Source organism: Streptomyces sp. AM 4-1-1 (genome assembly GCF_029167625.1).
Taxonomy (GTDB): domain Bacteria; phylum Actinomycetota; class Actinomycetes; order Streptomycetales; family Streptomycetaceae; genus Streptomyces.
Window position 1 is genome coordinate 6,991,315 of the sequence record NZ_CP119145.1, and the last position, 22,189, is coordinate 7,013,503.

Here is a 22,189-nt window from a genome sequence, read left to right on the forward strand (position 1 = left end):
GTCTCCAGGTCGGAGGAATTGTCAGTGCTGGAACACCTTTCCCTGCCGGAGACGGTCCGGTTGACGCTGCGCCGGCGCATCCTCAACGCCGAACTGCCCGCGGGCACCCGGCTGATCGAGGCCGGTCTCGCCGGCGAGTACAACGTGAGCCGGGCCACGATCCGGCAGGCACTGCACGCCCTTCAGGCGGAGGGCCTGGTCGAGATCTCCCCCCGCCGCCACAGCGTCGTCACCCGGCTGTCGGTCGAGGACGCGACCGACATCTGCCACGCCCGGTCGGTGCTGGAGGCCAGTGCCGCCCAGGAAACGGTACGCGTCGCCCCCGACAGCCTCTTCGAAGCCCTGGACGAGACGGTCGGCCGGATGGAACGGGCCGCCCGGGTCGGTGACATCGCGGAACTCGTGGACACCGACATCCGGTTCCACACCCTGATCGTCACCACCTGCGGACGGCGGCGCCTCCTCGAACTGTGGCAGACCCTCGACGGCCAGATCGGCGCGCTGATGCGTTCGACCCTGGACCGGGAGCAGGAGGACCTCGCCGATGTCGTGCAGTGGCACCGGGACCTGCTGGAAGTCCTCGCCACCCGGGTCCCCGAGGAGGCCGCCCGGGAGGTCCGCCACCACTACATGGCCAACGCCCCCGGGTGGACGCGCACCGGGTCGCCCCTCTCCTGAAACCGGCCCCGCCGCACCCCGCCCGGACCGCCGGACCGCGGCGGCCCGGGGAGCCGGCCGTCCGCACCCGGGGCAAGGACCCATGGCCCGGCGTCGCGGTTCATTTCCTGGTACATGCCACGGCGTTGAGCATGAACCACGTACACTCGGCCCCGTTTCCGCCGGTCGGCGGAGAGCGCACGCACTGATCGACCAGGGAGTTTCGACGTGAGTTTCACGGACAGGACCGAAATACCGATCTACGCGGGCCTCGTGGAGGAGCAGGGGGACGTCCTCGCCGAGGTGCGCCAGGTGGCGGAGCAGACTCTGCGCGAGGCGGGCCGGGCGATCGACTTCAGCGACATCCGGGCACCGGCCCGGTGGACCCCCCCGACGGGTCATTCGCATCAGGGCGGAACACTGTTCGCACCGGAGCCGGAGCAGAAGCAGGCCCCTTGACCGAGCGGTTCCATCACGCGGCCGAGGACGCCGCGCGTCGGACCGTTCCCTGTCGCGGCGGACATCGCACCGGCGGACATCGCACCGGGGGACGCGCCACCCGCGGCGGGGCGACGGGCGGCCGCCAGGAGGTACGGCGAGCCGACGGTCCGTGAACCGGTCCTCCCGGCCGGGCGCCGCCGAATGAGCCGACGCCGTGGTCTCGTGCCGTGGTGACGGCCGGCGTGACAGGCCGACGACCGTGCCGGCCAGGACGGCGAACAGCGTGAGGGCGCCCGCGAACGCCACGGCGGCGCGGTCCGGCAACCCCGGCCAGGTCGGCCCCGCCGCCTTCGCCCTGACGGGCCCCCGCCGTGACACACCTCGCCGGGCCGGACGCCCTGCCGCACCGGTGACGACGCGGGCGCCGCAGCCGGCGTGGGACACATGCGCACCCCGCACCCAAGACGAAGCGCACGGGACGCCGCCGCACATCATGTACGCCGTACCCGGCGCCGCGGACGCGAGGGAGTTCGCCACCGCTCCGTAGCGGTAGCGGCTCCTCGCGCCGAGCGGCCCGAGCAACGGGAGCGGCAAGGAGCCGGGACCCCGGACCGGGGACTGGTGAGTGGCCGGGACGCCGGACCGGGCACGGCGAGGGACCGGGACTCCCGCATCCCGGATGCGGGAGCCCCGCACACCCCGGACACCCCTCTCCGACCGCCGCCACCTCGGTCGACGCGGCAGGACGCACCGGATGTCGCGTTCCCTCCAGATATCGATGGGTGGCCAAACCTCACTTTCCTGGCGTTTCATCAGCACATCGCGCATTGGTCTTGACCAATACCTGATCGTGTGAAAAGTATGGGCAAAAGCGCCACAGAGCCTTCACATTCACCCCCGCAGGAGCACCAGGTCCCATGCGCACAACTGCAACCGCAACCGCCGCAGCCGCCGTCCTCGGCGGAGCCCTTGTTCTCGGTCTCGCCGCCGCCCCGGCCGTGCAGGCCGCGCCCGCCGATCAGGCCGGATGCGCCACCGACGCCTTCGGGATCGCCGGGAAGTACGGTGAGTTCGTCCTCGGCGACGACGTCCACTCGCCCGACGCGGAGGGCGCGGTGGCCGTCGGCGGCAATGCCGACTTCCGCGGCGGCTTCAGCGTCGCCAACGAACTGTCGGCCGCCGAGGTCGCCGCCCTGCCCGGCCGGGCGGCGCTCGTCGTCCGTGGCGACCTGGTCAACGGCGCGTCGGCCACCGTGGTGATGAAGGGCGACGCGGTCGTCGGCGGCAAGGTCAGCACCCGCGCCGTCGAGCTGCACTCCGGCGCCTTCCGCCAGGACGCACGGCTGATCGACTTCGACGCCGAGTTCGCGAAGCTCCGTTCCTACTCCTCCGCCCTCGCCGAGGAGCCGGTGACCGACGGCGTCCATGTGACGCTCCAGGGCACCAAGCTCACCCTGGAGGGCGGCAACACCACCCGCAACGTCTTCAAGGTGACGGCGGACCAGCTGGAGCAGGCCAAGGACATCTACATAAAGGTCCCGGCCGGCGCCACCACGATCGTCAACGTCAGCGGCGGGAGCTACGACATGGAGAAGGCCGGCACCACCGGCTTCTTCCTGTCCGGCGGCCAGGACTACGTGCTGGACGACAAGCTCCAGAGCGCCTCCGACGGCAAGGTCCGGGCCCGGCTGCTGTGGAACTTCCCCGAGGCCCTCACGGTCACCAAGAGCAGCAAGGGCGCCTGGCCCGGCAGTGTGCTGGCGCCCCGCGCGCATCTGGAACTGGGCACCGCCGCGCCGGTCAACGGATCGGTGTGGGTCGCCTCGCTGCACGGTTCGGGCGGAGCGGAGACGCACCACTTCCCCTTCAGCGGCTGCCTCCCGGAGACCGGCACGACCCCGCCCGCCACGCCGTCGCCGAGCGGCACGCCCGAGACCACGCCTCCGGTGGACGCCACGCCCTCCGCCTCGGTGACACCGCCCGCGGAGAGCGGCACGCCGGGCACCGGCACGCCCTCCGACGACTCCTCCGGGTCCGCCGCACCGGGCACGCCGACCGCGTCGGAGAGCCCGGCACCCGGCGCCGGCGGCGGTGACCTGGCCTCGACGGGCAGCAGCGGTACGGTTCCGCTGGTCATCGGCACCTTCGTGGTGCTCGCCGCGGGCACCGGCCTGGTCGTCGTGGCCCGCCGCCGGACCAAGCGCGCCTGACATCCGGGGACCCCGCCCGTGCGGCGGGCGGGGTCCCCGCGGTTACGCCCTCCCGACCCTGACGCCAGGCCCCGGTCACGGCGGTCGGAACACCACTCAGGGAGCGTCTCGGAGCGTCCCCCTTCCTTCCTCACGTCGGTCCGGACGGCTCGGGATCAGGGCCGACCGCCCTTGAGGGGGCGGTCGTCGTGAGGCCGGGACCACCACACGCCCTCACCGCCGGACAGGCCCGGCAGCCGGTGCTGTACCGCCTGGACACGGCGGGCCGGGATCGTGCCCCTGAGCAGCCACGAGGACGTACCGCCGGTGGTCTGCTCGATGTCCGCCTCCAGCATGCCGAGGCATCCGACGACCGGGGTGAGGGCGTCGAGGGGAACATCCACTTCGAAGGCGTGATAGGGCTCGTACACCTGTGTGCCCGCCTCCTCCAGGGCGCGGGCGAGCACGATCGGAGTGAGGCCGCGGAAGTCACCGGCCGCGCTGATCGGGCCGGCGAAGCCCGAGCGGACGAGGGTGACGGTGCAGTCGGTCACCGCCCAGCCGTGCGGTCCCCGGCGCAGTGCGGTGTGCACGGTCTCCTCGACGGCGCAGTGGAAGGCGGGGGGCAGGGCGCCGAGTTCGGTCTCGTACCTGAAGGCCGTTCCGGCGCCGCGGTCCGCGGGCTCGACCCGCAGCCCGACGGTCGCCCAGAAGCCGCTCTCGCTCGGACCGCGCCGTGCCATCTCCTCATGCGCCTCACCCGTACCGACGGGACGTTCCAGACACACCGTCCGACTGGGCTCGAAGACGGCGTCGACGCCGTAGTCGTCCGCCAGGACCCCCGCGATGATCTCCTTCTGGATCTCCCCGTACAGCAGTACGGAGGTGGCGCCTCCGGGTTCCGGGCGGGTGTGGATGAGGGGGTCCTGTTCGGCGAGGTTCCGCAGCGCCGTACGCAGACGGGCCGCTGAGCCGGGTGCCGCGTCGCGGGGGCGGACGACCGACCGCAGGGTGGGGGCGGGGAAGAACGGCCGTGCGGTGCCCTTGTCCGCGTCGCCCGGCTCTCCGAGCCGGTCTCCCACCCGGATACCGGCGATCCCTCCGAGCTTCCCGATGTTCCCCGCCGTCAGGACGTGGCAGCGGGTGGCCTCCCGTCCGACGACGTGGAGCGAGGTGACCCGGCCGGTGAGGCCGTCGCTGCGGCCTTCGGGGTTCCGGCGGTGGAAGGTCACCCGCTGCCGGAGGGCCAGTTCGCCCGCGAACAGACGCAGATAGGCGGTCTTCTCGCCGGACGGACCACGTTCGACGGCGAACACCGTGCCCCGCGGGCCGTCCGCCGGCCGCGGATTCGCCGTCCTCAGGGCGTGCCCGGTGGGCGCGGGCGGGAGCAGCAGCTCCGTGATGGCGTCGATCAGCGCCCCGGTTCCCTCCCCGCTCAGGGCCGATCCGAAGTAGACCGGATGCAGCAGCCGTTTCGCGGTGCGGTCGGCGACCCACGTGTGAAGCTCACCGGGGGAGAGGGGCGGGCCTTCCACGACGCGGGCGAGGAGCCCGTCGTCGGTCCCGGCGAGGGCTTCCTCCGCGTGCGCGCGGAAGTCCGGGTCGTCGAAGGACCGTGGCAGTGCGCGCGCGGAGCGGGTACCGAGGTCCCGCACCGCCGTCATCGGGAGGACGCGGGGGGTGAGCTTCTCCCGGATGGCCGCCAGCAGTTCCTCCTGCCGCGCGCCCGGCCGGTCGATCTTGTTGACGAACAAGAGGGTCGGCAGCCCCACGTCCCGCAGGGTGCGCATCAGGAGCCGGGTGTGAGCCTGGACGCCCTCTACGGCCGAGAGGAGGAGAACCGCGCCGTCGAGCACGCCGAGGGCCCGTTCGACCTCGGCGATGAAGTCGGCGTGCCCCGGGGTGTCGATCAGATTGACCTGTGTGGAGCCGACGACGAAGGAGACCACGGCCGAGCGGATGGTGATGCCGCGCTGCCGCTCGATGGTCCCGGTGTCGGTCCGGGTACTGCCCGCGTCCACGCTGCCGAGCCGGTCGATCGTGCCGGTGTCGAACAGCAGACGCTCCGTCAGGCTGGTCTTACCGGCGTCGACGTGCGCGAGAATGCCGATGTTCAGGGTGCGCTGGGTGTGCATGGGTGAGTGAGTCCTCGAAAATCACTGTCCGGTAAGGGCGCTGGAGTGTTTCGAGGGATCGGCGCATCGCATGCTCCTCATAGGATCGAGTCGGTCCCGCCATGCTGACAGCTCCGGGCGTCGAGGCAACTGATTATCGTCCGGCGTGGGTCCCGTGGAGCCGGGCGGGAGAACGGAAGCGGTCCGAGGGGTGTCCTGTGATGCCCGCCCCGGGGATCACAGGACACCCCTCGGGGGCGGGCCACGGCCGGTCAGCCGGGGGACGCCGGGACCAGGTTCTGGATCGCCGCGCAGAGCAGGCGGACGCTACGGGTGAACTTCTCGTCCGTGTCGTGGGCGGACGCCGCGGCCACGGTGAGGGGGAAGCGTTCCTGGAGCGTGGTGACGTTCTCCGGAGTGATGGTGACGGCGGGGGAATCGCTCTGCTCCTGGAGGACGTAACCCGTCACATGGCTGAGCAGGGTGTCCACGGCGACGGCGAGGTGTTCGGCGGGCACGTCGGCGTCGGTCAGGGTCCGCAGCAGCCGTTCCATGAGGGAAAGTGCTCCGGTGCTGAGGACCTTCGGACTGTCGGCGAGCATGATCGCGCCACCGGGATGCCGGAGGACGGTCCGGCGCAGTGCGAGGACCTGGGCCTCTACCCGGGCCTGCCAGCCGGCCCCGGCGGGCAGGGCCGCAAGGGCGGTGCTGCCGGCGTCGTAGGCGTGGCGGGCCATCCGGTCGGCCATCAACTGGAGCAGGGCGCCCTTGTTGGGCACGTGGTAGTAGAGGCTGCCGGCCTGCGCGTCGAGTCGCTCCGCCACCTGCCGCATGGACAGGCCGTGATAGCCGGACTCCGCGAACACAGCCATGCCCGCGTCGATGATCCGGTCTGCGGTCAGTTTCATACCGCTCAGCTTAGCGGTAGTTTCAAACGCTGTTTGAATTCTGGCTCCGAAGCGCTAATGTCGTGACGGGCGAAGCGGGCCGGGAACGGCGCCGGCGCTCCGGACGAGAGCACACGGGGTTGGAAGGGGGACCGGGGCGATGGGCGCACTGCTGTTCAACGTGACCACTGCGGGGCTGATGGTGCTGATGCTCAACGGGGGCCTGGCCCTTGTCGGGCGGGACACGGTCACGCGCCGTCGCATCCCCTGGGCGGCGGCCGGACTGACGGTGATCGCCGTCGGCGGGGTGCTCACCCAGCTCTGCTGGTCGGGGGCCATGGCGGCGTTCGACAGCGACCCGGCGAAGGCGGGCTGGTGGCGAGTCGTCACCTCCGTCTTCATGCAGAACGGCGGCGTGCTGGGCGCGGCGTGGAACATCGCCACCCTGGCCGTCATCGCCGCCCTCGCGCAGTGGTTCTGGGGCGGACCGCTGATGGTCGGACTGTTCGCCGCGGCGATCCTGTTGCCGCAGCACATCGACTCGCTCTTCGGCGAGACCGGCACCAGCACCGATCCCCGTAACTTCGCCGGCAGTTCGGGCGCGACCTACTTCCTTGCTTCGACACTGGCCGCCGGCCTTCTGCTGCGTGGCGGCCGGGACGGGCGGAACCCGGACACCGGGAGCCGGGCCGAGCGGGATTCGAAGGAGACGCTGCTCGCGCTCGGCGTACCGGTGCTCGGCCTGGCGATGTGGTTCGCGCAGTCCAACGGGCACGGACTGGTGTCGGTCCACGGGTTCGTCCTCGGCGTGCTCGTCCGGGTCCTGGCCCACCGGGTGCTCCATCCGGACCGTGACCTTCAGCGGCTCCCGCGGATCACCGTCGGTTCGGTCACCGCGTTCGTAGCCGCGCGACAGCCGCGCCGCGCCGGCTGACGTCGACCCGTCGACACGCGGCGCCGCGGGTGGCTCGTTCGGCGTCCGGAGACCCTGATCGGGGGGCCCGGCCCCGCCGCGAAGGCGACGAAGCCGCCCGTGACGAACTGGTCCGGCGCGCCGGGCCGTTCGCGCGGACGGGCGTCGACGCGTGCGGACGAGGGAGCCGGACCGTCCCTCCGTGCCGGGGGCGACGCTCCTGCCGCCGCCGACCGTCCCTGTCGCCCGCCCAGGGCAGGGATGGTGGAATTGACGGCAACGGCCCCAGGACGGGCGCGGCCGGCCCGGACACGCTCCCGGTGGCCGTCTCCAAGAGATTCCCTTCCGTCGCGGCGGGGGGAATCCGCCGACCCGAGGCGCCGGTCGGCCGGGCGGGTCAGACGCGGCCGGACCACTGCTCCGGCGCGCGGCCCAGCAGCAGGAGCGCCTCCTGCAAGGGGCCCGCGCCCTCGGGTACGTCCAGCGCGGGTGCGAAGGGGGAACCCGGTTTGCGGTAGTCGGCGTCCTGCGGAACCAACCGGGCCACGGCCACCGCCGCCTCCAGGACCGGGTCCGGCAGCTGGACGTCCACGCCCAGCGTGGCCGCCACGTCCCAGGCGTGGATCACGTAGTCGATGAAGTGGAAACCGACGGCCATCCGGCCGGGATAGTTTCCGCCCAGCTCGGGAAGGGCGAACTCCCGCTCGGTGACGCCCGGTTCGGCGAAGGCGTCGAGCACTGAGGCCGCGGCCTCCCGGTGCGGCCCGGCGGGCTCGCTCAGGTCCTCGGCCTCGTGCCAGTGCGCAGGCTCCTGCCCGGCGCCCCTCGCGGCCGCCGCGAATCCGTGGTGCTGCGCGGTCATGTGGGCCACGAGCCGGCGCAGGGACCAGCCCGCGCACGGGCTGTCCCGCTCCCAGTCCTTGTCCTGTGCCAGGTCGACGAGGCGTGTCGCCTCCTGTACGGCGATGCGGTCGAGAGCGACGATGTCTGTTTCGGTTGCAGTCATGGATCGATCATAAAACTATCCGAACGGTCGTGCTAGATGGGGGAGGGAAACTTCACCCGATCGGTGTGCGTTTTCGGACAATCGGACGGTCGGAAAGCTTCGCTGAGGTTTCCTCTCTCCGGTTCCTCCGGTTCCTCGGGCGGCACCGGGCCCCCGTCGGTCGCGTTGACGGACCCGGTGAATCGGCCCCGTGTTCGTGCAGCTACGGCGAACAGATACGTAGCCCTGTGGAATCGCCCCTTGCCCTCCTTTCCCCGTGGGGGTGCGTTTCGTTGAGCTGGGCGAGTGATCGCGGGCGGGGGCCCCTATCTCTTTGGTCAAGGCCGTGGGTCCAGGATGACGGTATGACGACCTGGTTCCGCACCTGGTACGAGGAGGAAGATCTGTGGCTGTGTGTCGAGGCCGATGACGGGGGCTGGGCAGCGCGGCAGGTTGAGGCCGGGGGCAGGACCCGCGTCCGGTGACGGCGGCTTCCTTAACAGCCGCCTCGGTCTGGACCTGTCCGCCCGGGCCACGGCGCCCGGCCCGCGCACCCCGCGGGACGGGGCAGCAGTAACCCCCGCGACACTCGGCGGGCCTGGCCGGAGCCCGAGTGAAGACGATGTCGCCCGGGACGCTCCGGCGTGACGTCCCGGGCAACACGCGTGAGCGACAGCGGCGGGGATCGAGTGCGGGGCCTGCCGCATGGCCTCGCCGGCGCCGACGGGTCGTGGGTGCTGCCGCCTTTGCAGTGCCGGGCAGTCCACCGGCCGGAGAGCGAACGGCGGGCGGCCCGGTCGCCGTTCGGTCAGGGTGTGATCAGGGAGCGAGTACGACTGTCTTGCCGGGCAGCCGCCCGGCGCCGGCGTCTTCATGCACGGCAGCCAGTTCGGCCAGCTGGCGGTGGGCGGCGACGTGGACCCGGAGCTTACCGGCATCCACCTTGGCGACCAGCTCGGCCAGCTGGGCTCCGTCGCTGCGGACCCACAGACTCGCGCTGCGCACTTCCCTCGCGGGGTCCCCGGGGATCGGGCCGGCTGTGCTGGCGGCGACCCCGCCGTCGGCGACGTAGCCCGTCAGCTGCGCGAGCTCCTCGGGGGAGACCCGCACATGGTTCACCACGACCTGGAACGGACCGCCCACGGCGGCCGGACCCGCGGCGAGGACGAGGGGGCCGACGACCCGGTCCGCGCCGTAGCCCCGAAGGCGGTCGGCGTGCTGCGGCGAATCCACCGCGGTCACGTGCGCTCCCGCGTCGACGGCGAGCTGCACCACGAGGCTGCCCACCGCACCCCCCGCCCCGTTGACCAGGACGGTCTGACCGGGCTTCAGCTCGGCGAGCTCGAACGCCGTCTGCCAGGCCGCGAGGCCGGTCAGCGGCAGCGCCGCGGCGTCGACCAGCTCGGTCGTCCGGGGCGCCGGGGCCAGGGACCCGGCCGGAGCGAGCGCGTACTCGGCGGCGCCGCCGGCGGAGTCGAGGGGCAGCATCGCCACGACCCGGTCGCCGACCTCCAGGCCAGTCACGTCCGCGCCGAGTTCAGCGACGGTGCCCGCCAGGTCGATCCCCGGCACGTACGGAAGGGTGATCGGGATCATCTCGGCCAGGAGACCGGCGCGGATGTGGTCGTCGACCGGATTGAACGACGTGGCCGCCACCCGCACCAGCACCTGCCCGGTGCCGGGGACCGGACGATCGACATCCTCGTGGCGCAGGACCTCGCTGCTGCCGAACTCGTGGAAACGTATTGCCTTCATGGACTTTCCTCAGGGTGTATTGATGTCGTCGCCAACGGATGAGGCGATCAGGCGGGAAGGTGAAGCACGTCGAGGCGCGCTCAGGTCAGCTGTACCGACCGGATGGAGTTGCCCATCACCATGCGGTCGATGGCACTCACGGCGCTGCCGGGATCATCGGCGGCGCCGACGGTGAGCAGCAGCGGGACGAAGTGGTCGGCCGTCGGATGGGCGACCGCGGCGCCGGGTGCCTTGTTGCGGTAGTCGGTGAGGGCGTCGGCGTCGCCCCGGGAAAGGGCGTCAACGGCCCATTCGTCGAAGGCCGTGGTCTCGGCGGCGAGCTCCGGCCGGCGGAAGACGGCGAAGCTGTGCGTCATGAAGCCCGAGCCGAGAACGAGGATGCCTTCTTCGCGCAGGGGCCGCAGACGTGTCCCGAGTTCGAGCAGAGCGCTGGGGTCGAGGCTGGGCATCGACAACTGCACGACCGGGACATCGGCCGCGGGATACATGGCCATGAGCGGGATGAAGGCGCCGTGGTCGAGGCCGCGGTCGGCGAACTCGTGCACCGGTGTCCGGCCCAACAGGCCCGTGAGCCGCCGAGCCAGGTCGGTGGCGTCCGGGGTCGCGTACGGAAGGGTCTTGTAGCGGGGGTGGAAGCCGCTGAAATCGTAGTGGAGCGGAGTGTCTGCCGCAGCTCCGGACATCGCGACCGGTGCCCGTTCCCAGTGGGCCGAGGTGACGACGACGGCCCGGGGTTTCGGCATCGACCGGGCCCAGTCGAAGAGGTCGCCGAGCCATTGCGGATCGTCAAGGGTGAACGGGGCCCCGTGGCTGACGAAGAGACTGGGCAGAGGACCGTCGGAGGGGTCCCACACCCGCTGTTCGCGTGCCTGTGGCAGGACCCGGGCGAGGAGTTCGTCGTATGCCGCGGCTGGTGTGCGCGACGGGAAGGGGGAAGTCAGGCCGTTCGGGGAGGCCAGGCTGCTCGTGGTGGTCATCGAAACCAGCTCCTTCACTTGCCTCGGCAAGTGATTTCACTTTCCGAGGCAAGTCGAAAGTTAGCTCATCAAGACTTGCCCAGGCAAGTAACGTGAGTTGTCCGGGCAAGTATGATGGGACTCATGGACACCCAGTCACCCTGGCTCGACGACGACCAGCAGGACCTGTGGCAGGCGCTGCTCACGGTCGTCATCGCCCTCCCGGCGGCTCTCGACCGCCAGCTGCAGCGAGACGCGGGAATCTCCAACTTCGAGTACGGGGTTCTGGCCCAGCTGTCCATGACCGACGAGGCCACGATGAGGCTCAGCGACCTGGCCCGGGTCTGCGACAGCACCCAGCCCCGCCTGTCGAAGGTGATGGACCGCTTCGAAGCCCGCGACTGGGTCGCCCGCCGACCCGACCCCAGCGACGGTCGGTACACCCTCGCCACTCTGGCCGACGCCGGCCGGCAGAAGCTCGTCGAGAGCGCACCGGGACACGTCGAGCAGGTGAAGCGGCTCGTGTTCGACCCGCTCAGCGCCGCTCAGCGCCGCCACCTGGAGGCCGCACTCACCCGCATCGCCGCTACCGTGCGCCGGGAACTCGAAGGAGGCTGAGCGCCGTCTTCAGGCGGGGTCTTCCGTCAACCCTGCGACGCCAGTGATGTGGTGCGAAAGGTGAACCGGCTCGGTTCCGGGAATGGTGTGCGACAGCGTCCAGGGTCATGAGAGGCCATCAGGCGCACTCGTGTCCGAAGCGGACGAGGTCGAGCACCACCCCTGCCCGCGCTGTAGCGCATCGCGGGGTTCGCCCTGTCGCTCGCGCTCCGGCGCGGTCGCCGGGACCTGCCGCACCGGCCGTTTCACCAAGGTGCCCCGGCTCGCGAAACTCCTGCGCCGGTCGGCACCCGCCGACCGCGGTCCCGGCCGGCCGTGGCACCCCGGCGCCCGCGCCCGTCGACCCGGACGCCCCGAGCGCGGGCATCCGTGTCGGGTACGCGAGGTGCTCCGGCCTCACCCAGGAACTCCGGTCGCGGTTCGACCCGCTCGCCGGACACGGTATCCCGCGGGACGAGGTCTTCGCCGGGAAGATCGGCGCCCGGGTGCGGGTCCGCCCGCGGTCCGAGGCCGCGCTCGCCGCCGCGAGGGAGACCAGGGCCTATGTCCCGCGCTGCCGGGTGGTGTTCACGGCGACGGCGGCACATGCCGGCTTCGCCGCCCCGCAGCGGAGCGGTCGCGGCCCCACGTAGTTGATCAGCGCTACATGCCCGCTCGCCGTAGCTGTACGAGAACAGGGCCGAATCCGGCGTGGACCGAGGAACCGCTCTTCCGTTCTGGGGGTCCGTCGACTCCCCCGAGCCGATCCGGAAGGGGCGGTCAGCCCTCGGCTCCGACCCGGCGGTCGGGGCTGCGGCCCTCCGGGGCGGACCGGGGGACCGTGGCCACCGTGCCGGAGCCGGCCGGCAGTCCCGCGACGGCGATCAGGACGACGAGGAGCCAGGCCGCCGCGCCCAGGAGGAAGGCCAGGGTGAACTGACTCTCGGCGGGCAGGGACGGCACGCCGGGGGGCAGCCCGTGCAGGGTCTTGGCCGCCATCAGCGTGGCGATCACCGCGCTGCCGATCGCGCTGCCCGCCGAGCGGGAGATCGAGTTGATGCCGTTGGCGATACCGGTCTTCTCCGGCGGCACCCCGGTGACGATCAACGCGGGCATCGCGGCGTAGGCGAAGCTGATCGCCGTGCCGCTGACGATGCTGGCGGCGATCACGGAGGCGGTGGTGTCGTGGGCCGCGGCCAGCCACGAGGAGCCGAGCACGCCGAGCACTCCACTCACGCCCAGCACCAGCCGCGGGCCGTGACGCTTGACCAGGGCGCCTCCGAGCGGCGCACCGAAGAGTGAGAACGCCGTGCCGGGCAGCAGGTAGACGACCGAGGCCCGCAGCGTGGACGCGCCGAATCCGTAGCCGGCCAGCGACTCCGGGATCTGGGCGAGGAAGGACAGGGCGAGGAACTGGGCGAACATCACGAAGCCGACGAGCAGCCCGGCCACATTGGTGTTCAGCACCGGACGCAGTACGAAGGTGGGCAGGTCGATCATGGGCTCGCGCACCCGGCTCTCGGTCACCCACCAGGCCGCCGCCAGGACCGCCGCGGCGATGAAGCAGCCGATCGTCACACCCGAGGACCAGCCCCACTCCTGCCCCTTGGAGACCGGCAGCAGCAGGAGCACCAGGAAGGCGCTGAAGGTGAGGGCCCCCAGCACGTCGGTGCGCCCGCCCGCCCCGTCGCGGTCCGCCGGCACCCACACCGTCACCGCGATCAGTGTGACGACGGCGAGGCCGACCGAGAGCCAGAACACCCGCCGGTAGTCGGCGTCGGCGCCTTGGGTCAGCAGGCCGGTGAGCACCAGCGCCAGTCCGCTGCCGATACCGAGCATCCCGCTGACCAGGGCCATGGCGCCGGGCAGGCGCTCGTGGGAGATCTCCCGGCGCAGGACGCCGAGGGCCAGTGGGAAGATCGCGGTGGCGCTGCCCTGCATGACACGGCCGGTGATCAGCCACGGCAGCGAGTGGGTCAGGGCGGCCAGCAGCGACCCGGCCAGCAGCACGGCGGTGACCGCAACCAGGACGCGCTTCCTGCCGTGCTGATCGCCCAGGCGGCTCAGCAGCGGGGTGAAGACGGCCGCCGAGAGCAGTGTGGCGGTGTTCGCCCAGCTCACGGCGGAGGCAGAGGTGTGCAGTGCCGACTGGATGACGCCCAGGATCGGCACCAGCAGGGTCTGCATCATGGACACGACCATCGCGGCGGCGGCGAGGCTCACCACCACGGCGGTACGGCCGCTCTTCTCGGGCCCCGGGGCGGCCGACGGGGATTCGATGGGTGTGGGCATGTCGGATCGATCTCCCTTGCTCCGGGCCCTTCCGGTGGTGCAGGTGGGCGGCTGAGATATTAGCACGGCCGATCGTATTGATTGTTGGGCGGTGTTGAGAAATGATGTGAACGACCGTGTCGCCCCCCTCGGTGCGCGACCTCCCGGCTCGAACGCAAGAAGGGACTGCGGCACACGTGATGCCCGACGACAGTGACAGCGCACGTGCGGAGCGCGTCGATCCGTACTGCCTGGAAGAAGGGGAGGCGGACCGGCTGCTGGCCGGGCACCCCTGGAGGCGGTTCGTGGCGTTCGGGGACAGCGTGGCGGAGGGCCTCGGCGATCCCGTACCGGGCTACCTCGACCAGCCGTGGGCCGACCGGCTGGCCGCCACCCTCCAGCAGCACGCCTCCGGCATGGCGTACCGGAACATGGGCCGGCGCAACACCCGCGCGGCCCTCGTCCGGTCGACCCAGCTGGCCAAGGCGCTGGACTTCCGCCCGGACCTCGCCCTGGTCGCGTGCGGCGGCTACGACACCCTCGTCACCGGCTTCGACCCGGAGCGCGTCGGCGCCGAGCTGCGCGCGATCGTCACCGCGCTCGCGGAGAGCGGCTGCACCGTCGTCACCGTCAGCATGATCGACGGCTCGCGAGACCCGCGGATGCCCGCCTCCGTGCGGGACCGGTTCGGGCAGCGGCTGCGTGCGTTGTCGGAGGAGACGGGAAGGCTCGCCCGCGAACTGGACACCATCCACATCGACCTCTTCGAGCACCCCGTCGCCGGTGAGGGCGGTCTGCTCAGCGCCGACGGCAGGCACGCGAACCGGCGTGGCCACGCCATCGCGGCCGCAGAGGCGATCCGCGCCATCGGCGCGTACCTGGACCGGACCGGCGTGAGGAATGGTGTGGCATGACAACAACCTTCGACCGGACGGCCGCGCCCTCCGTGCGGGACCGGATCGCCCTCCTCGCCATCCTGACCGGCGGCTGGCCGGCCCAGGCGTGCTACGCCCTGACCAAGCTGGGGGTACCGGACCTGCTGGCCGAAGGCCCCCGCCCGGCCGATGAGCTCGCCGCGGCGACCGGCGCCGACGTCCGTGCGTTCCGCCGCCTGGTGCGTGTGCTGACCGCGGTCGGCCTGCTGAGTGAACCCGGGCCCGGGGTCGTCGCGTTGACGCCCACCGGCAGGCTGCTGTGCGGCGACACCGTGCGTTCCAGCCGTCCTGCCGCGCTGTTGTTCGGTGAAGAGGTGCACCGGTCCTTCGGTGGGATCATGGATTCCCTGCGTACCGGACTTCCCGCCTTCGACGCGCTGTACGGGCTGCCGTTCTACGACTATCTCGCCGACCGGCCCGAGGTGGCCGCCGAGTTCACCGCCGCGATGGGTACCGCCCCGGTGCCGCCCGCGCTGGACAAGGTGGACCTGAGCGGTGCCGCCACGCTGGTGGACGTCGGTGGCGGCGAGGGCAACCTGCTCGCCAAGCTGCTGCCACGCCACCCGGAGATGCGCGGTGTGCTGGCCGAACTGCCGGAGGCGGTCGGCCCGGCCCGCGAACGGCTGGCCGCGTTGGGCCTCGCCGACCGGATCGATCTGGTGGAGGGCAGCTTCTTCGACCCGCTGCCCGCGGGCGGCGATGTCTACGTCCTTTCCCGTGTGCTGCACAACTGGGACGACGAGCGGGCCGGGCAGATCCTGCGCCGGGTCCGCGAGGCGATGCCGGACCATGGCCGGCTGCTCGTCGTGGAACGTCTGGAGGCTCCGGTGCCCGAGGGCGCCGAGCTGTCCCAGCAGGCGGTCCAGGAACGGCTGATCGATCTGCTGATGCTGGTGATGCTCCAGGGCTGGGACCGGTCGGAGACCGAGTACCGGGGCCTGCTCGAAGACGCCGGTTTCGATGTCCGCGCCGTGCACAGCCCCAGGACGCGCTCCGACCGGGCCGAGCGCGTCATCGAGGCGGTGCCTGCCCGCCCGGCTGCACCGGTCGACGGGGAGACCCGGTGACCACGTCGGACACCTCCACCACCGTCCCGGCCACGGCTGCGTGGCCGGAGTCCGCCGCCGGGGAGCGGTTGTTGGTGGTCAGTGTCGGTGCGCGTCCCGGGTTCCACGACGCGGTGCGTACCGCGTTGGCCGATGCCACCGACGGCCCGGGAGCCCCGGAGACTCCGGTCCATGACGACCGGCCGGACGTCTATCAGGAGACGGTCCGGCGTGCGCACCGCTTCCTGGCCCGGGCGTTGGTGGACGACGAGGTCACGGTGGTGAGCGCGGACACGCTCGCCGAGGCGGCGGAGGCGGTACGCGGCGTTGCGGCCGGTTCTCCGGCACTTGCCCTCGCGCTGCTGCTGGTGGACGCGCCGTCCGCCGGGCTGGACACGGACCCGTTCGCGGACACGGTCCAGCCGGCGCTCGCCGGGTTCTTCGCGGCGCTGCCCCGTGAGGTGATCGCCCACGATTCGGCGTACAGCGTGCATGTGTACGACCGGCTCGGGCGGTCACCGGCCCGGCTCGGACGGCCGTACACGCTCAAGCAGGTGCCCGACCGGTCCTGGCTGCTGGCCGCGGATGTCATCTGCGCGTTCACGGACCAGGTGCAGTACCGGCACGTCGCCCAGGTCATCCGTGCCGGGTCCGTGCCCCGGCGCGTGCTCGCCCAGTGGCTGCACTCGTTCCTGACCGCGCGCGCCGGCGACACCTGGGGGCTGCACTACTACACCGGCTCCATCATGACCGGCCTCATCGGTGAGCTGGAGCGGACCGCGGAACGCTCCGGCAACCCGGTGCTGCGGGGCCCATCCGAACACGGCCTGGCCTGTGGGGCGTTGGCGCGCTGGCAGCTCGACGAGGCGCCGTTCCTCATTGTCGTCACCAACGGCATGGTCGACGAGTTCAAGGGCACGCTGGCCAACTTACGCGAGTCCCGGGCCCGTGGCTTCATCGTCTGCGGTGAGCCGGACCCGGGCGGCTGGTTCCCGTTCCAGGGCACGATCGACCAGGACGGTGACTCCCGTGAGGTGCTGCGGGCCCGCCGTCTGGTCACGCTCCATCTGGACGATCCGGCCCGGCTCCCCGAGGACCTCGCGGCGGCCCGGGAGGCGTACGACGCCGATGAGGGCCCGGTCGTCCTGCTGGCCACCCACACCGTGCTGAACGCGTCCGCCACCGGAGAGGAACCAGCGGCACCCGGCGCTCCCCCCACGAACCGTGTCCAGGTCACCGAGAGTGCCCTCACTCCCGTGGTGCGGCTGGTCAACGAGGAACCCGCCCGGTTGCTGTGGCAGTGCGGCCGGCTCGACGAGGAGGAGCGCACGCTCACCCTTTCCCTCGCCCGGTCGGCCGGGATCGCGCTCGCCGACTCGCTGACCCGGCCCGGCACGGTGAGCCGCTATCACGCGGGCGCGCCCGTGCCGAACTATCTGGGCACTCTGGGGATGATGGGCTGCTCGGCGCGGGTGCACGCGTTCCTGCATCACGAGGGACGGCTGCGCGGCCGGGCGGACCAGGCGCTGTTCTTCCTCAAGAGCCGGATCACGGAGCTGTCGACGCCGTTCCCGCCGGACGCCCTGGAGCGCCGGCTGCGCGTCGTGCAGGTCACCGACACTCCCGGACACATCGCGCCGTTCACCGATCACCCGGTGGTCGGCGACGCCAAGGGATTCCTGCGGGCGCTGCGAGAGCGCCTGGCGGTCGATCCGCAGGTGCTGGAGGGCCGCCGCAGGGCGATCGAAGCGACCCGGGACAGCGCCTCCGATGTGCTGCACCGGCTGCCGCTGAGGCCGATGAGCCCGAACTACTTCTTCCATCAGCTCGGTGAACTGCTCGACGAGCTGATCACCGGTCACGGCTACACCTATACCGGGCTGTACGAGGTGGGGCGCGGCGGCATCTCCGCCGTGCGGAACCTGCCGCGTACCGGACCGGGCTTCTCCGGCTGGTACGGGCGGGCCCTGATGGGCGACGCGCTGCAGGCGGTGCCCGCGGTGGCCGTGACGCGCGACGACAACGTCCTGGCGTTCGTCGGGGACGGGGCCGGTGCCCTGGTCCCCGACATCGTGCCCACGCTGGTGCAGCAGGCGGTGCTGTACGGCAGGCGGCCCGCCGGCAACGTCAGCGTCTTCCGGCTGGTCGACGGCGGTCACTCCGTCATCCGTACCTACCGCGAGACCCAGACCGCGGTCGCGGCCGACCGTCAGACGCAGGTGCTGCACCTGCTGGAGCCCGAGTGGTCGCACGCCTACGGGCCGCTCACGGTCTCGCACCGGCACCTCACCGATGTGCCGCGCGAGGAGCTGCGCGAGCGGCTGCTGCGGCGTGGCGCCGTCGATCTGTACTCGGTGGAACTGGCGCACAACAACGAGGGCGACGGCATGAACGCGGCCGGGGCTCTTGGCTGGCAGCGCGACGAACTGGCCGAACTCGCCTTCACCGTCGCCCGCACGACCCGCAGGAGGGCCGGGCGGGGCCGCCACTGACCGGGCGGGCGTCCCGTGCGCGCCCATATCAGTCCGGCAGGGGCCAGAAGGCCCCGGGCCGGAGCCGTGACCGAGACCAGCAGGACGGACATGAACCAGGCCACAGCCCTCACCGGCAGGGCGCTCAACGCCGTTTCCCTGGTCAGCCCGTGGCTGGCCGGGGAGGCCGCGTACCGGGTCTTCCGTCTCCCGCTGCGGCGGGCCAGGCCCGGGGACGGGGAACGGGCCCTGCTGGAGCGGGCGCACACCGCCAGGGTCCGGATCGACGGCGAGACGGCGGTCACCTACCGGTGGGGCAGCGGTGAGCGGCCCGTGCTGCTCGCGCACGGGTGGCAGTCGCGCGGCACGTGCTTCGAGCACTTCGTACCGGGGTTGCTGGAGGCCGGGTACAGCCCCGTCGCCTATGACGCGCCCGCCCACGGTGACGCGACCGGCGCCACCACCACCGTGCTGGCCTTCCGCGACGTGATCCGGCATCTGGCCGACGAGTACGGTGACTTCGAGGCGGTGGTCGGACATTCCGTGGGCGTCATGGCCTCCGTGCTCGCGCTGCGCTGCGGAGTGCGGGCGCGGAGGTTCGTCGCGATCAGCCAGGTCGGTGAGTTCAGCCATCTCTTCGACGGGTTCTGCGGGCAACTGGCGCTGCGGCGGCGGGTACGCGAGGAACTGCGCGGGCGCATGGAGCAGCGGCTCTTCCCCCAGGAGCGGGACATCTGGCGGCGCTTTTCCACCACGTACGAGCCCGAGCGGATCACCGCGCCGATCCTGGTGTTCCACGACGAGCGGGACCGGGTGGCCGGTGTCGGCCAGGCCCGGCGGATGGCGGAGGTGTTCGGCGGACAGGCCCGTCTGGTCATCACCGAGGGCCTCGGCCACCGCAGAATCCTGTCCGATCCCACCGGGGACTGTAAAACGTTCGGCTCTGTCTCACATTCGGTGGTGACTCTGCGTGGTGTTATCCGAGGAGGATGCGGTGGCGAAGGAGGGTGAAGCCTGCTCGTCCGTGCATCTGGCGGGCAATCCGCTTGGTCTTGGTGTTGACGCCCTCGGTCGGGCCGTTGCTGTACGGGAGTGTGAATGCGGCGATCACAGCGTCGCGGTCTCGCTCGAGAGCGCGGGTGAAGGCGTGCAGATACGGCAGATCGGCCGCGCGGACCTGGGCGACCCATCGGTCGAGTGCATCGGCGTTTTCTGGCTGAGGCTTCAGAAGTAGAGCGAAGGTCCGGATGTGGGTTGCCAGTTGGGTCAACTCGGGGCAGGCGGCGGTGAGCCGGGCCAGGAGGTCGTGGTGCTCGGCCTTGAGGTTGTCGGGCCTGGTGAGGAGCATCCGGGCGAGTCTGCGTGCGGAGATATGGCTGCGGTCGGCGTCCGCGCGCCCTTGGTTGATGTACTTGTGCAGGAGGTTGAGGCAGCCCGTGAAGCCAAGGGCCTTGATCTCTCCGAAGAGGTGCTGGACGGGGACGGCGGGGTCGTCAGCCCGGCGTTTGCGCAGGTGCTCGCGGTAGGGATCGACGAGGCTGGCGCGGTATTTCGGGACGCGGAGCATCCGCTCGGGCCGGTCGGCTCGGGCATAGCGTTTGACGGTATTCAGGGCCAGATGCAGACGGCGGCCGCACTCGAGGAGACCCACGCCCTGGTCGAGGAGGTCGTGAATCTGGTGCCAGCGCTCCAGGGTGGTCCGTGCGCGGGGCCCGTCATACAGGGGCGCCTCCAGCACGGTGGCCCAGCAGGTGCTGTGCGCCTTGATCTCGCTCAGGGCGGCTTCGCACAGGTTGTGCCATAAATGCCGGCGGTCACCGACCTGCACTGCATCGGGCAGAGCGCGGCGGATGGCCTCGGCGTAGGTCGCCGAGCCGTCACGGCACACGATCTCGACGCTCCGATGTTCGCGCAGCCAGGCTTCCAGAGTGTCAGCCGTGCGGTCGGGCAGCACGTCGATCCGCTCATGGGTCTCGGCGTCGATCACCACGGTGGCATAGCGGTGCCGCCGGCGCAGAGCGAAATCGTCGACGCCGATCACGCGGGGCGCCCGTCCCGTGGGCAACGGAATCCGCAACAGGGCCCGCAGAGCCGTGTGACGCGACAGGCCTACCGCGAGTATCGCCAGTACGCGCGTCCCTGCCCGGCCCGCTAACTCCTTGACTACCGCCTTGACCTGCGCGGTCAGGCGGGTGGTGCGTCGCTGATAACGCTCCAGCACCCCGGGCACCTGCTCGCGGAAGGTGTGACGGCAGCCGTGTGTCGGACAGACCAGACGCCGCACCCGTACACGGACCACCACTCGTCGGCCGTCGACCGGTACGTCGGCCACGGTCTGCCAGTGATACCCGTGAACGCGCCCCGACGAGGCCCCGCACACGGGGCAGGGCGCGGTCTTCTGCGGAGTCCGCGCCCTCACCACGACCCGCTCGCCCTCGTCGACCACATCCTCAATGACCAGCGGAGATATCCCCGCAAATACCATCTGCGCAAGCTGGTTGACATCCATCACATCGATGTCAACGACACTCACCACGCAGAGTCACCACCGAATGTGAGACAGAGCCGATCGTTTTACAGTCCCGCCACAGCCACTCTGGATCCCACAGCCTGACCTGGGGATCAGTCCTTAGCGTTGTTTTTTCGGCGAGAACTCCTGGGACCCCTCGCAGGGGCGATGAGGACCCGCAGGAGACCGGGCCACCCTCGGCCAGGCCATGGTGTTGTGACCCCTCGCAGGGGCGATGAGGGCGCGGTCCGTACGTTGTGGGCCCGGCGGCACGCGTCGTGTTGTGACCCCTCGCAGGGGCGATGAGGGCGCCGTGAGCGCCAGGAGGATGAGGACCGCCAGCGGGCGTTGTGACCCCTCGCAGGGGTAGCGCCGAGGTAAACCCAAAAGCCGCCAGTACTTGATCTTGGCGGGTGTAGTGCTCGGTCCGCTCAACGCAGGCTGGCAGCCGGAAGTGCGCTGACGCGGTTCTCGTACTCGCGGCGGGCCTTGCGCTGTGCCGGGATCGCCGGGGTGCCATGAGTGCCGTCGAGGGGCTGGCAGCGGGCGAGGAGTTGGCGGTGGACCGCGGGCACGGCAGTGACGCGCAGCGTGTAACCCTGGCCTCGTCGTACGGTCACGCCCTGGTCGAGCGCAGCCCGCTCGGCGTCGTCCAGTTCGGTCGCGCGGAGGAAGTCGGCGACCTTGCCCGGCATGTCGAGGGCGATCGGCAGCTCCGGGGTCGGGGTGCCATCGTCGGCTACGACGTGTTCGGGCATGAGGTCGGCGACGGCCGTGCGGATGGCACCGCGGCTGACGTCGTGCTCGCGGGCCAGGGCGGCGATGGACCGGCCCTCCAGGTACCTGGTGCGGACGGCGTCGGTCTTCTCGGTCTTGATGGCAGGGCGGCGTCCGCCCTTGTTGCCCTTGGCCTCGGCGGCCCGCAGCCCGTCGTAGGTCAGCTCGCGCTGGAGGTCACGTTGTAGTTCGCCGACGGCCGCGAGGGTCTGCACCATGAACTTCACGGTGGACAGCAGTTCTCCGGTGCGCGGGTGGCGGGCGGTGAGGTCCATCGCGGAGAACGCGCCGTCGTGGATGCGCAGGGCGAGACAGTTGCGGTGCAGAACGTCGAGCACATCGAGGACGTGCTGGGTACCGCGCACGAGGCGGAACATCTCCGAGATGTGCACGGCGTCGCCTGGTCCCGCGTACGCGAGCAACTCGCCGAACTTCGGGCGCTGGAGCGGGTGAAGGCGGCTGGAGGTGCCAGCCTCCTCCTCGAACGTCACCGGGTCCTCGATCCCGGCCTCGGCGAGGACGAGGTTCTGACGGGCGGTCGACTGCTGGTCGGTCGACACCCGCTTGTAGACCAGATTGGCCATGCCGTTCCCCGTTCCTGTGGGCCCATTAGACCCTAGCTGTCATCAAACCCTGTCATCAGCGGTCATTGATTCTGATTGGATCCGTGCCGCCGCGAGACCCCG

The 22,189-nt window shown here is 71.3% G+C and carries 17 protein-coding genes; 9 read left to right on the plus strand and 8 right to left on the minus strand.

Annotated elements, in window-relative coordinates; genetic code table 11:
* Positions 1-24 precede the first annotated feature (24 nt).
* From PZB75_RS29745 to PZB75_RS29755, 3 genes are all read left to right on the plus strand, one after another.
* Positions 25-678, plus strand: a complete 654-nt coding sequence (locus tag PZB75_RS29745) for a GntR family transcriptional regulator (RefSeq protein ID WP_275538397.1) — start codon at positions 25-27, stop codon at positions 676-678.
* Positions 679-885: 207 nt separating this feature from the next.
* Entirely contained in the window at positions 886-1,116 is a 231-nt protein-coding gene (locus PZB75_RS29750) for a hypothetical protein (protein WP_275538939.1), read from the plus strand.
* 899 nt (positions 1,117-2,015) lie between these two features.
* The gene (locus tag PZB75_RS29755) at positions 2,016-3,308 is read left to right on the plus strand and encodes a choice-of-anchor A family protein (protein ID WP_275538398.1); all 1,293 of its coding nucleotides are present in this window, start codon (positions 2,016-2,018) and stop codon (positions 3,306-3,308) included.
* Positions 3,309-3,463: 155 nt separating this feature from the next.
* Here the strand turns inward: PZB75_RS29755 and otr(A) are convergent, their stop codons facing one another.
* Together otr(A) and PZB75_RS29765 are read right to left on the minus strand one after the other, a co-directional pair.
* Positions 3,464-5,422, minus strand: a complete 1,959-nt coding sequence (gene otr(A), locus PZB75_RS29760; protein ID WP_275538399.1) for a tetracycline resistance ribosomal protection protein Otr(A) — start codon at positions 5,420-5,422, stop codon at positions 3,464-3,466.
* A gap of 251 nt (positions 5,423-5,673) precedes the next feature.
* Positions 5,674-6,309, minus strand: a complete 636-nt coding sequence (locus PZB75_RS29765) for a TetR/AcrR family transcriptional regulator (RefSeq protein WP_275538400.1) — start codon at positions 6,307-6,309, stop codon at positions 5,674-5,676.
* Positions 6,310-6,448: 139 nt separating this feature from the next.
* On the opposite strand from PZB75_RS29765, the gene PZB75_RS29770 reads away from it, so the two are divergent.
* Entirely contained in the window at positions 6,449-7,222 is a 774-nt protein-coding gene (locus PZB75_RS29770) for a hypothetical protein (RefSeq protein WP_275538401.1), read from the plus strand.
* Between the two features lie 376 nt (positions 7,223-7,598).
* Here the strand turns inward: PZB75_RS29770 and PZB75_RS29775 are convergent, their stop codons facing one another.
* The 3 genes from PZB75_RS29775 to PZB75_RS29785 all read right to left on the minus strand — a co-directional run bounded on the left by PZB75_RS29775 (position 7,599) and on the right by PZB75_RS29785 (position 10,918).
* Positions 7,599-8,207 carry a TIGR03086 family metal-binding protein gene (locus PZB75_RS29775; protein WP_275538402.1) on the minus strand — a complete coding sequence of 203 codons (609 nt, stop codon included), beginning with the start codon at positions 8,205-8,207 and terminating at the stop codon, positions 7,599-7,601.
* A 798-nt stretch (positions 8,208-9,005) separates the two neighbouring features.
* Positions 9,006-9,941 (minus strand): NADP-dependent oxidoreductase, encoded by a 936-nt coding sequence (locus tag PZB75_RS29780; RefSeq protein WP_275538403.1) that lies wholly within the window; start codon positions 9,939-9,941, stop codon positions 9,006-9,008.
* 80 nt (positions 9,942-10,021) lie between these two features.
* Positions 10,022-10,918 (minus strand): class III extradiol ring-cleavage dioxygenase, encoded by an 897-nt coding sequence (locus tag PZB75_RS29785; RefSeq protein ID WP_275538404.1) that lies wholly within the window; start codon positions 10,916-10,918, stop codon positions 10,022-10,024.
* A 123-nt stretch (positions 10,919-11,041) separates the two neighbouring features.
* On the opposite strand from PZB75_RS29785, the gene PZB75_RS29790 reads away from it, so the two are divergent.
* On the plus strand, positions 11,042-11,515 hold the full coding sequence (locus tag PZB75_RS29790; protein WP_275538405.1) for a MarR family transcriptional regulator: 474 nt from the start codon (positions 11,042-11,044) through the stop codon (positions 11,513-11,515).
* A gap of 759 nt (positions 11,516-12,274) precedes the next feature.
* Here the strand turns inward: PZB75_RS29790 and PZB75_RS29795 are convergent.
* Positions 12,275-13,786 (minus strand): MFS transporter, encoded by a 1,512-nt coding sequence (locus PZB75_RS29795; protein ID WP_275538406.1) that lies wholly within the window; start codon positions 13,784-13,786, stop codon positions 12,275-12,277.
* A gap of 179 nt (positions 13,787-13,965) precedes the next feature.
* Between PZB75_RS29795 and PZB75_RS29800 the strand changes: the two genes are divergently transcribed.
* The 4 genes from PZB75_RS29800 (at position 13,966) to PZB75_RS29815 (ending at position 19,228) form a co-directional block, all read left to right on the plus strand.
* Positions 13,966-14,679 (plus strand): SGNH/GDSL hydrolase family protein, encoded by a 714-nt coding sequence (locus PZB75_RS29800; protein ID WP_275538407.1) that lies wholly within the window; start codon positions 13,966-13,968, stop codon positions 14,677-14,679.
* A complete protein-coding gene (locus tag PZB75_RS29805) occupies positions 14,676-15,767 on the plus strand; it encodes a methyltransferase (RefSeq protein WP_275538408.1) in 1,092 nt (363 codons plus the stop codon). Before PZB75_RS29800 ends, PZB75_RS29805 begins: the two co-directional genes overlap by 4 nt.
* Entirely contained in the window at positions 15,764-18,238 is a 2,475-nt protein-coding gene (locus tag PZB75_RS29810; RefSeq protein ID WP_275538409.1) for a hypothetical protein, read from the plus strand. Before PZB75_RS29805 ends, PZB75_RS29810 begins: the two co-directional genes overlap by 4 nt.
* 90 nt (positions 18,239-18,328) lie before the next feature.
* Positions 18,329-19,228 (plus strand): alpha/beta hydrolase, encoded by a 900-nt coding sequence (locus PZB75_RS29815; protein ID WP_275538410.1) that lies wholly within the window; start codon positions 18,329-18,331, stop codon positions 19,226-19,228.
* Here PZB75_RS29815 and PZB75_RS29820 read toward each other — a convergent pair.
* Both PZB75_RS29820 and PZB75_RS29825 read right to left on the minus strand, forming a co-directional pair.
* The gene (locus tag PZB75_RS29820; RefSeq protein ID WP_275538916.1) at positions 19,194-20,735 is read right to left on the minus strand and encodes an ISL3 family transposase; all 1,542 of its coding nucleotides are present in this window, start codon (positions 20,733-20,735) and stop codon (positions 19,194-19,196) included. The genes PZB75_RS29815 and PZB75_RS29820 overlap by 35 nt on opposite strands.
* Before the next feature lie 422 nt (positions 20,736-21,157).
* Complete coding sequence (locus PZB75_RS29825; RefSeq protein WP_275538411.1) at positions 21,158-22,087, minus strand: recombinase family protein; 930 nt, start codon at positions 22,085-22,087, stop codon at positions 21,158-21,160.
* Positions 22,088-22,189: the final 102 nt, after the last annotated feature.

Excerpts from the sequence above, each read along its gene's own strand:
- PZB75_RS29790 (WP_275538405.1), top strand. The coding sequence starts at position 11,042 with ATGGACACCCAGTCACCCTGGCTCGACGACGACCAGCAGGACCTGTGG.
- PZB75_RS29775 (WP_275538402.1), bottom strand. The coding sequence starts at position 8,207 with ATGACTGCAACCGAAACAGACATCGTCGCTCTCGACCGCATCGCCGTA.
- PZB75_RS29780 (WP_275538403.1), bottom strand. The coding sequence starts at position 9,941 with ATGAAGGCAATACGTTTCCACGAGTTCGGCAGCAGCGAGGTCCTGCGC.
- PZB75_RS29770 (WP_275538401.1), top strand. The coding sequence starts at position 6,449 with ATGGGCGCACTGCTGTTCAACGTGACCACTGCGGGGCTGATGGTGCTG.
- PZB75_RS29815 (WP_275538410.1), top strand. The coding sequence starts at position 18,329 with ATGAACCAGGCCACAGCCCTCACCGGCAGGGCGCTCAACGCCGTTTCC.
- PZB75_RS29805 (WP_275538408.1), top strand. The coding sequence starts at position 14,676 with ATGACAACAACCTTCGACCGGACGGCCGCGCCCTCCGTGCGGGACCGG.
- PZB75_RS29785 (WP_275538404.1), bottom strand. The coding sequence starts at position 10,918 with ATGACCACCACGAGCAGCCTGGCCTCCCCGAACGGCCTGACTTCCCCC.
- PZB75_RS29755 (WP_275538398.1), top strand. The coding sequence starts at position 2,016 with ATGCGCACAACTGCAACCGCAACCGCCGCAGCCGCCGTCCTCGGCGGA.
- PZB75_RS29765 (WP_275538400.1), bottom strand. The coding sequence starts at position 6,309 with ATGAAACTGACCGCAGACCGGATCATCGACGCGGGCATGGCTGTGTTC.
- PZB75_RS29825 (WP_275538411.1), bottom strand. The coding sequence starts at position 22,087 with ATGGCCAATCTGGTCTACAAGCGGGTGTCGACCGACCAGCAGTCGACC.
- PZB75_RS29795 (WP_275538406.1), bottom strand. The coding sequence starts at position 13,786 with ATGCCCACACCCATCGAATCCCCGTCGGCCGCCCCGGGGCCCGAGAAG.
- PZB75_RS29800 (WP_275538407.1), top strand. The coding sequence starts at position 13,966 with ATGCCCGACGACAGTGACAGCGCACGTGCGGAGCGCGTCGATCCGTAC.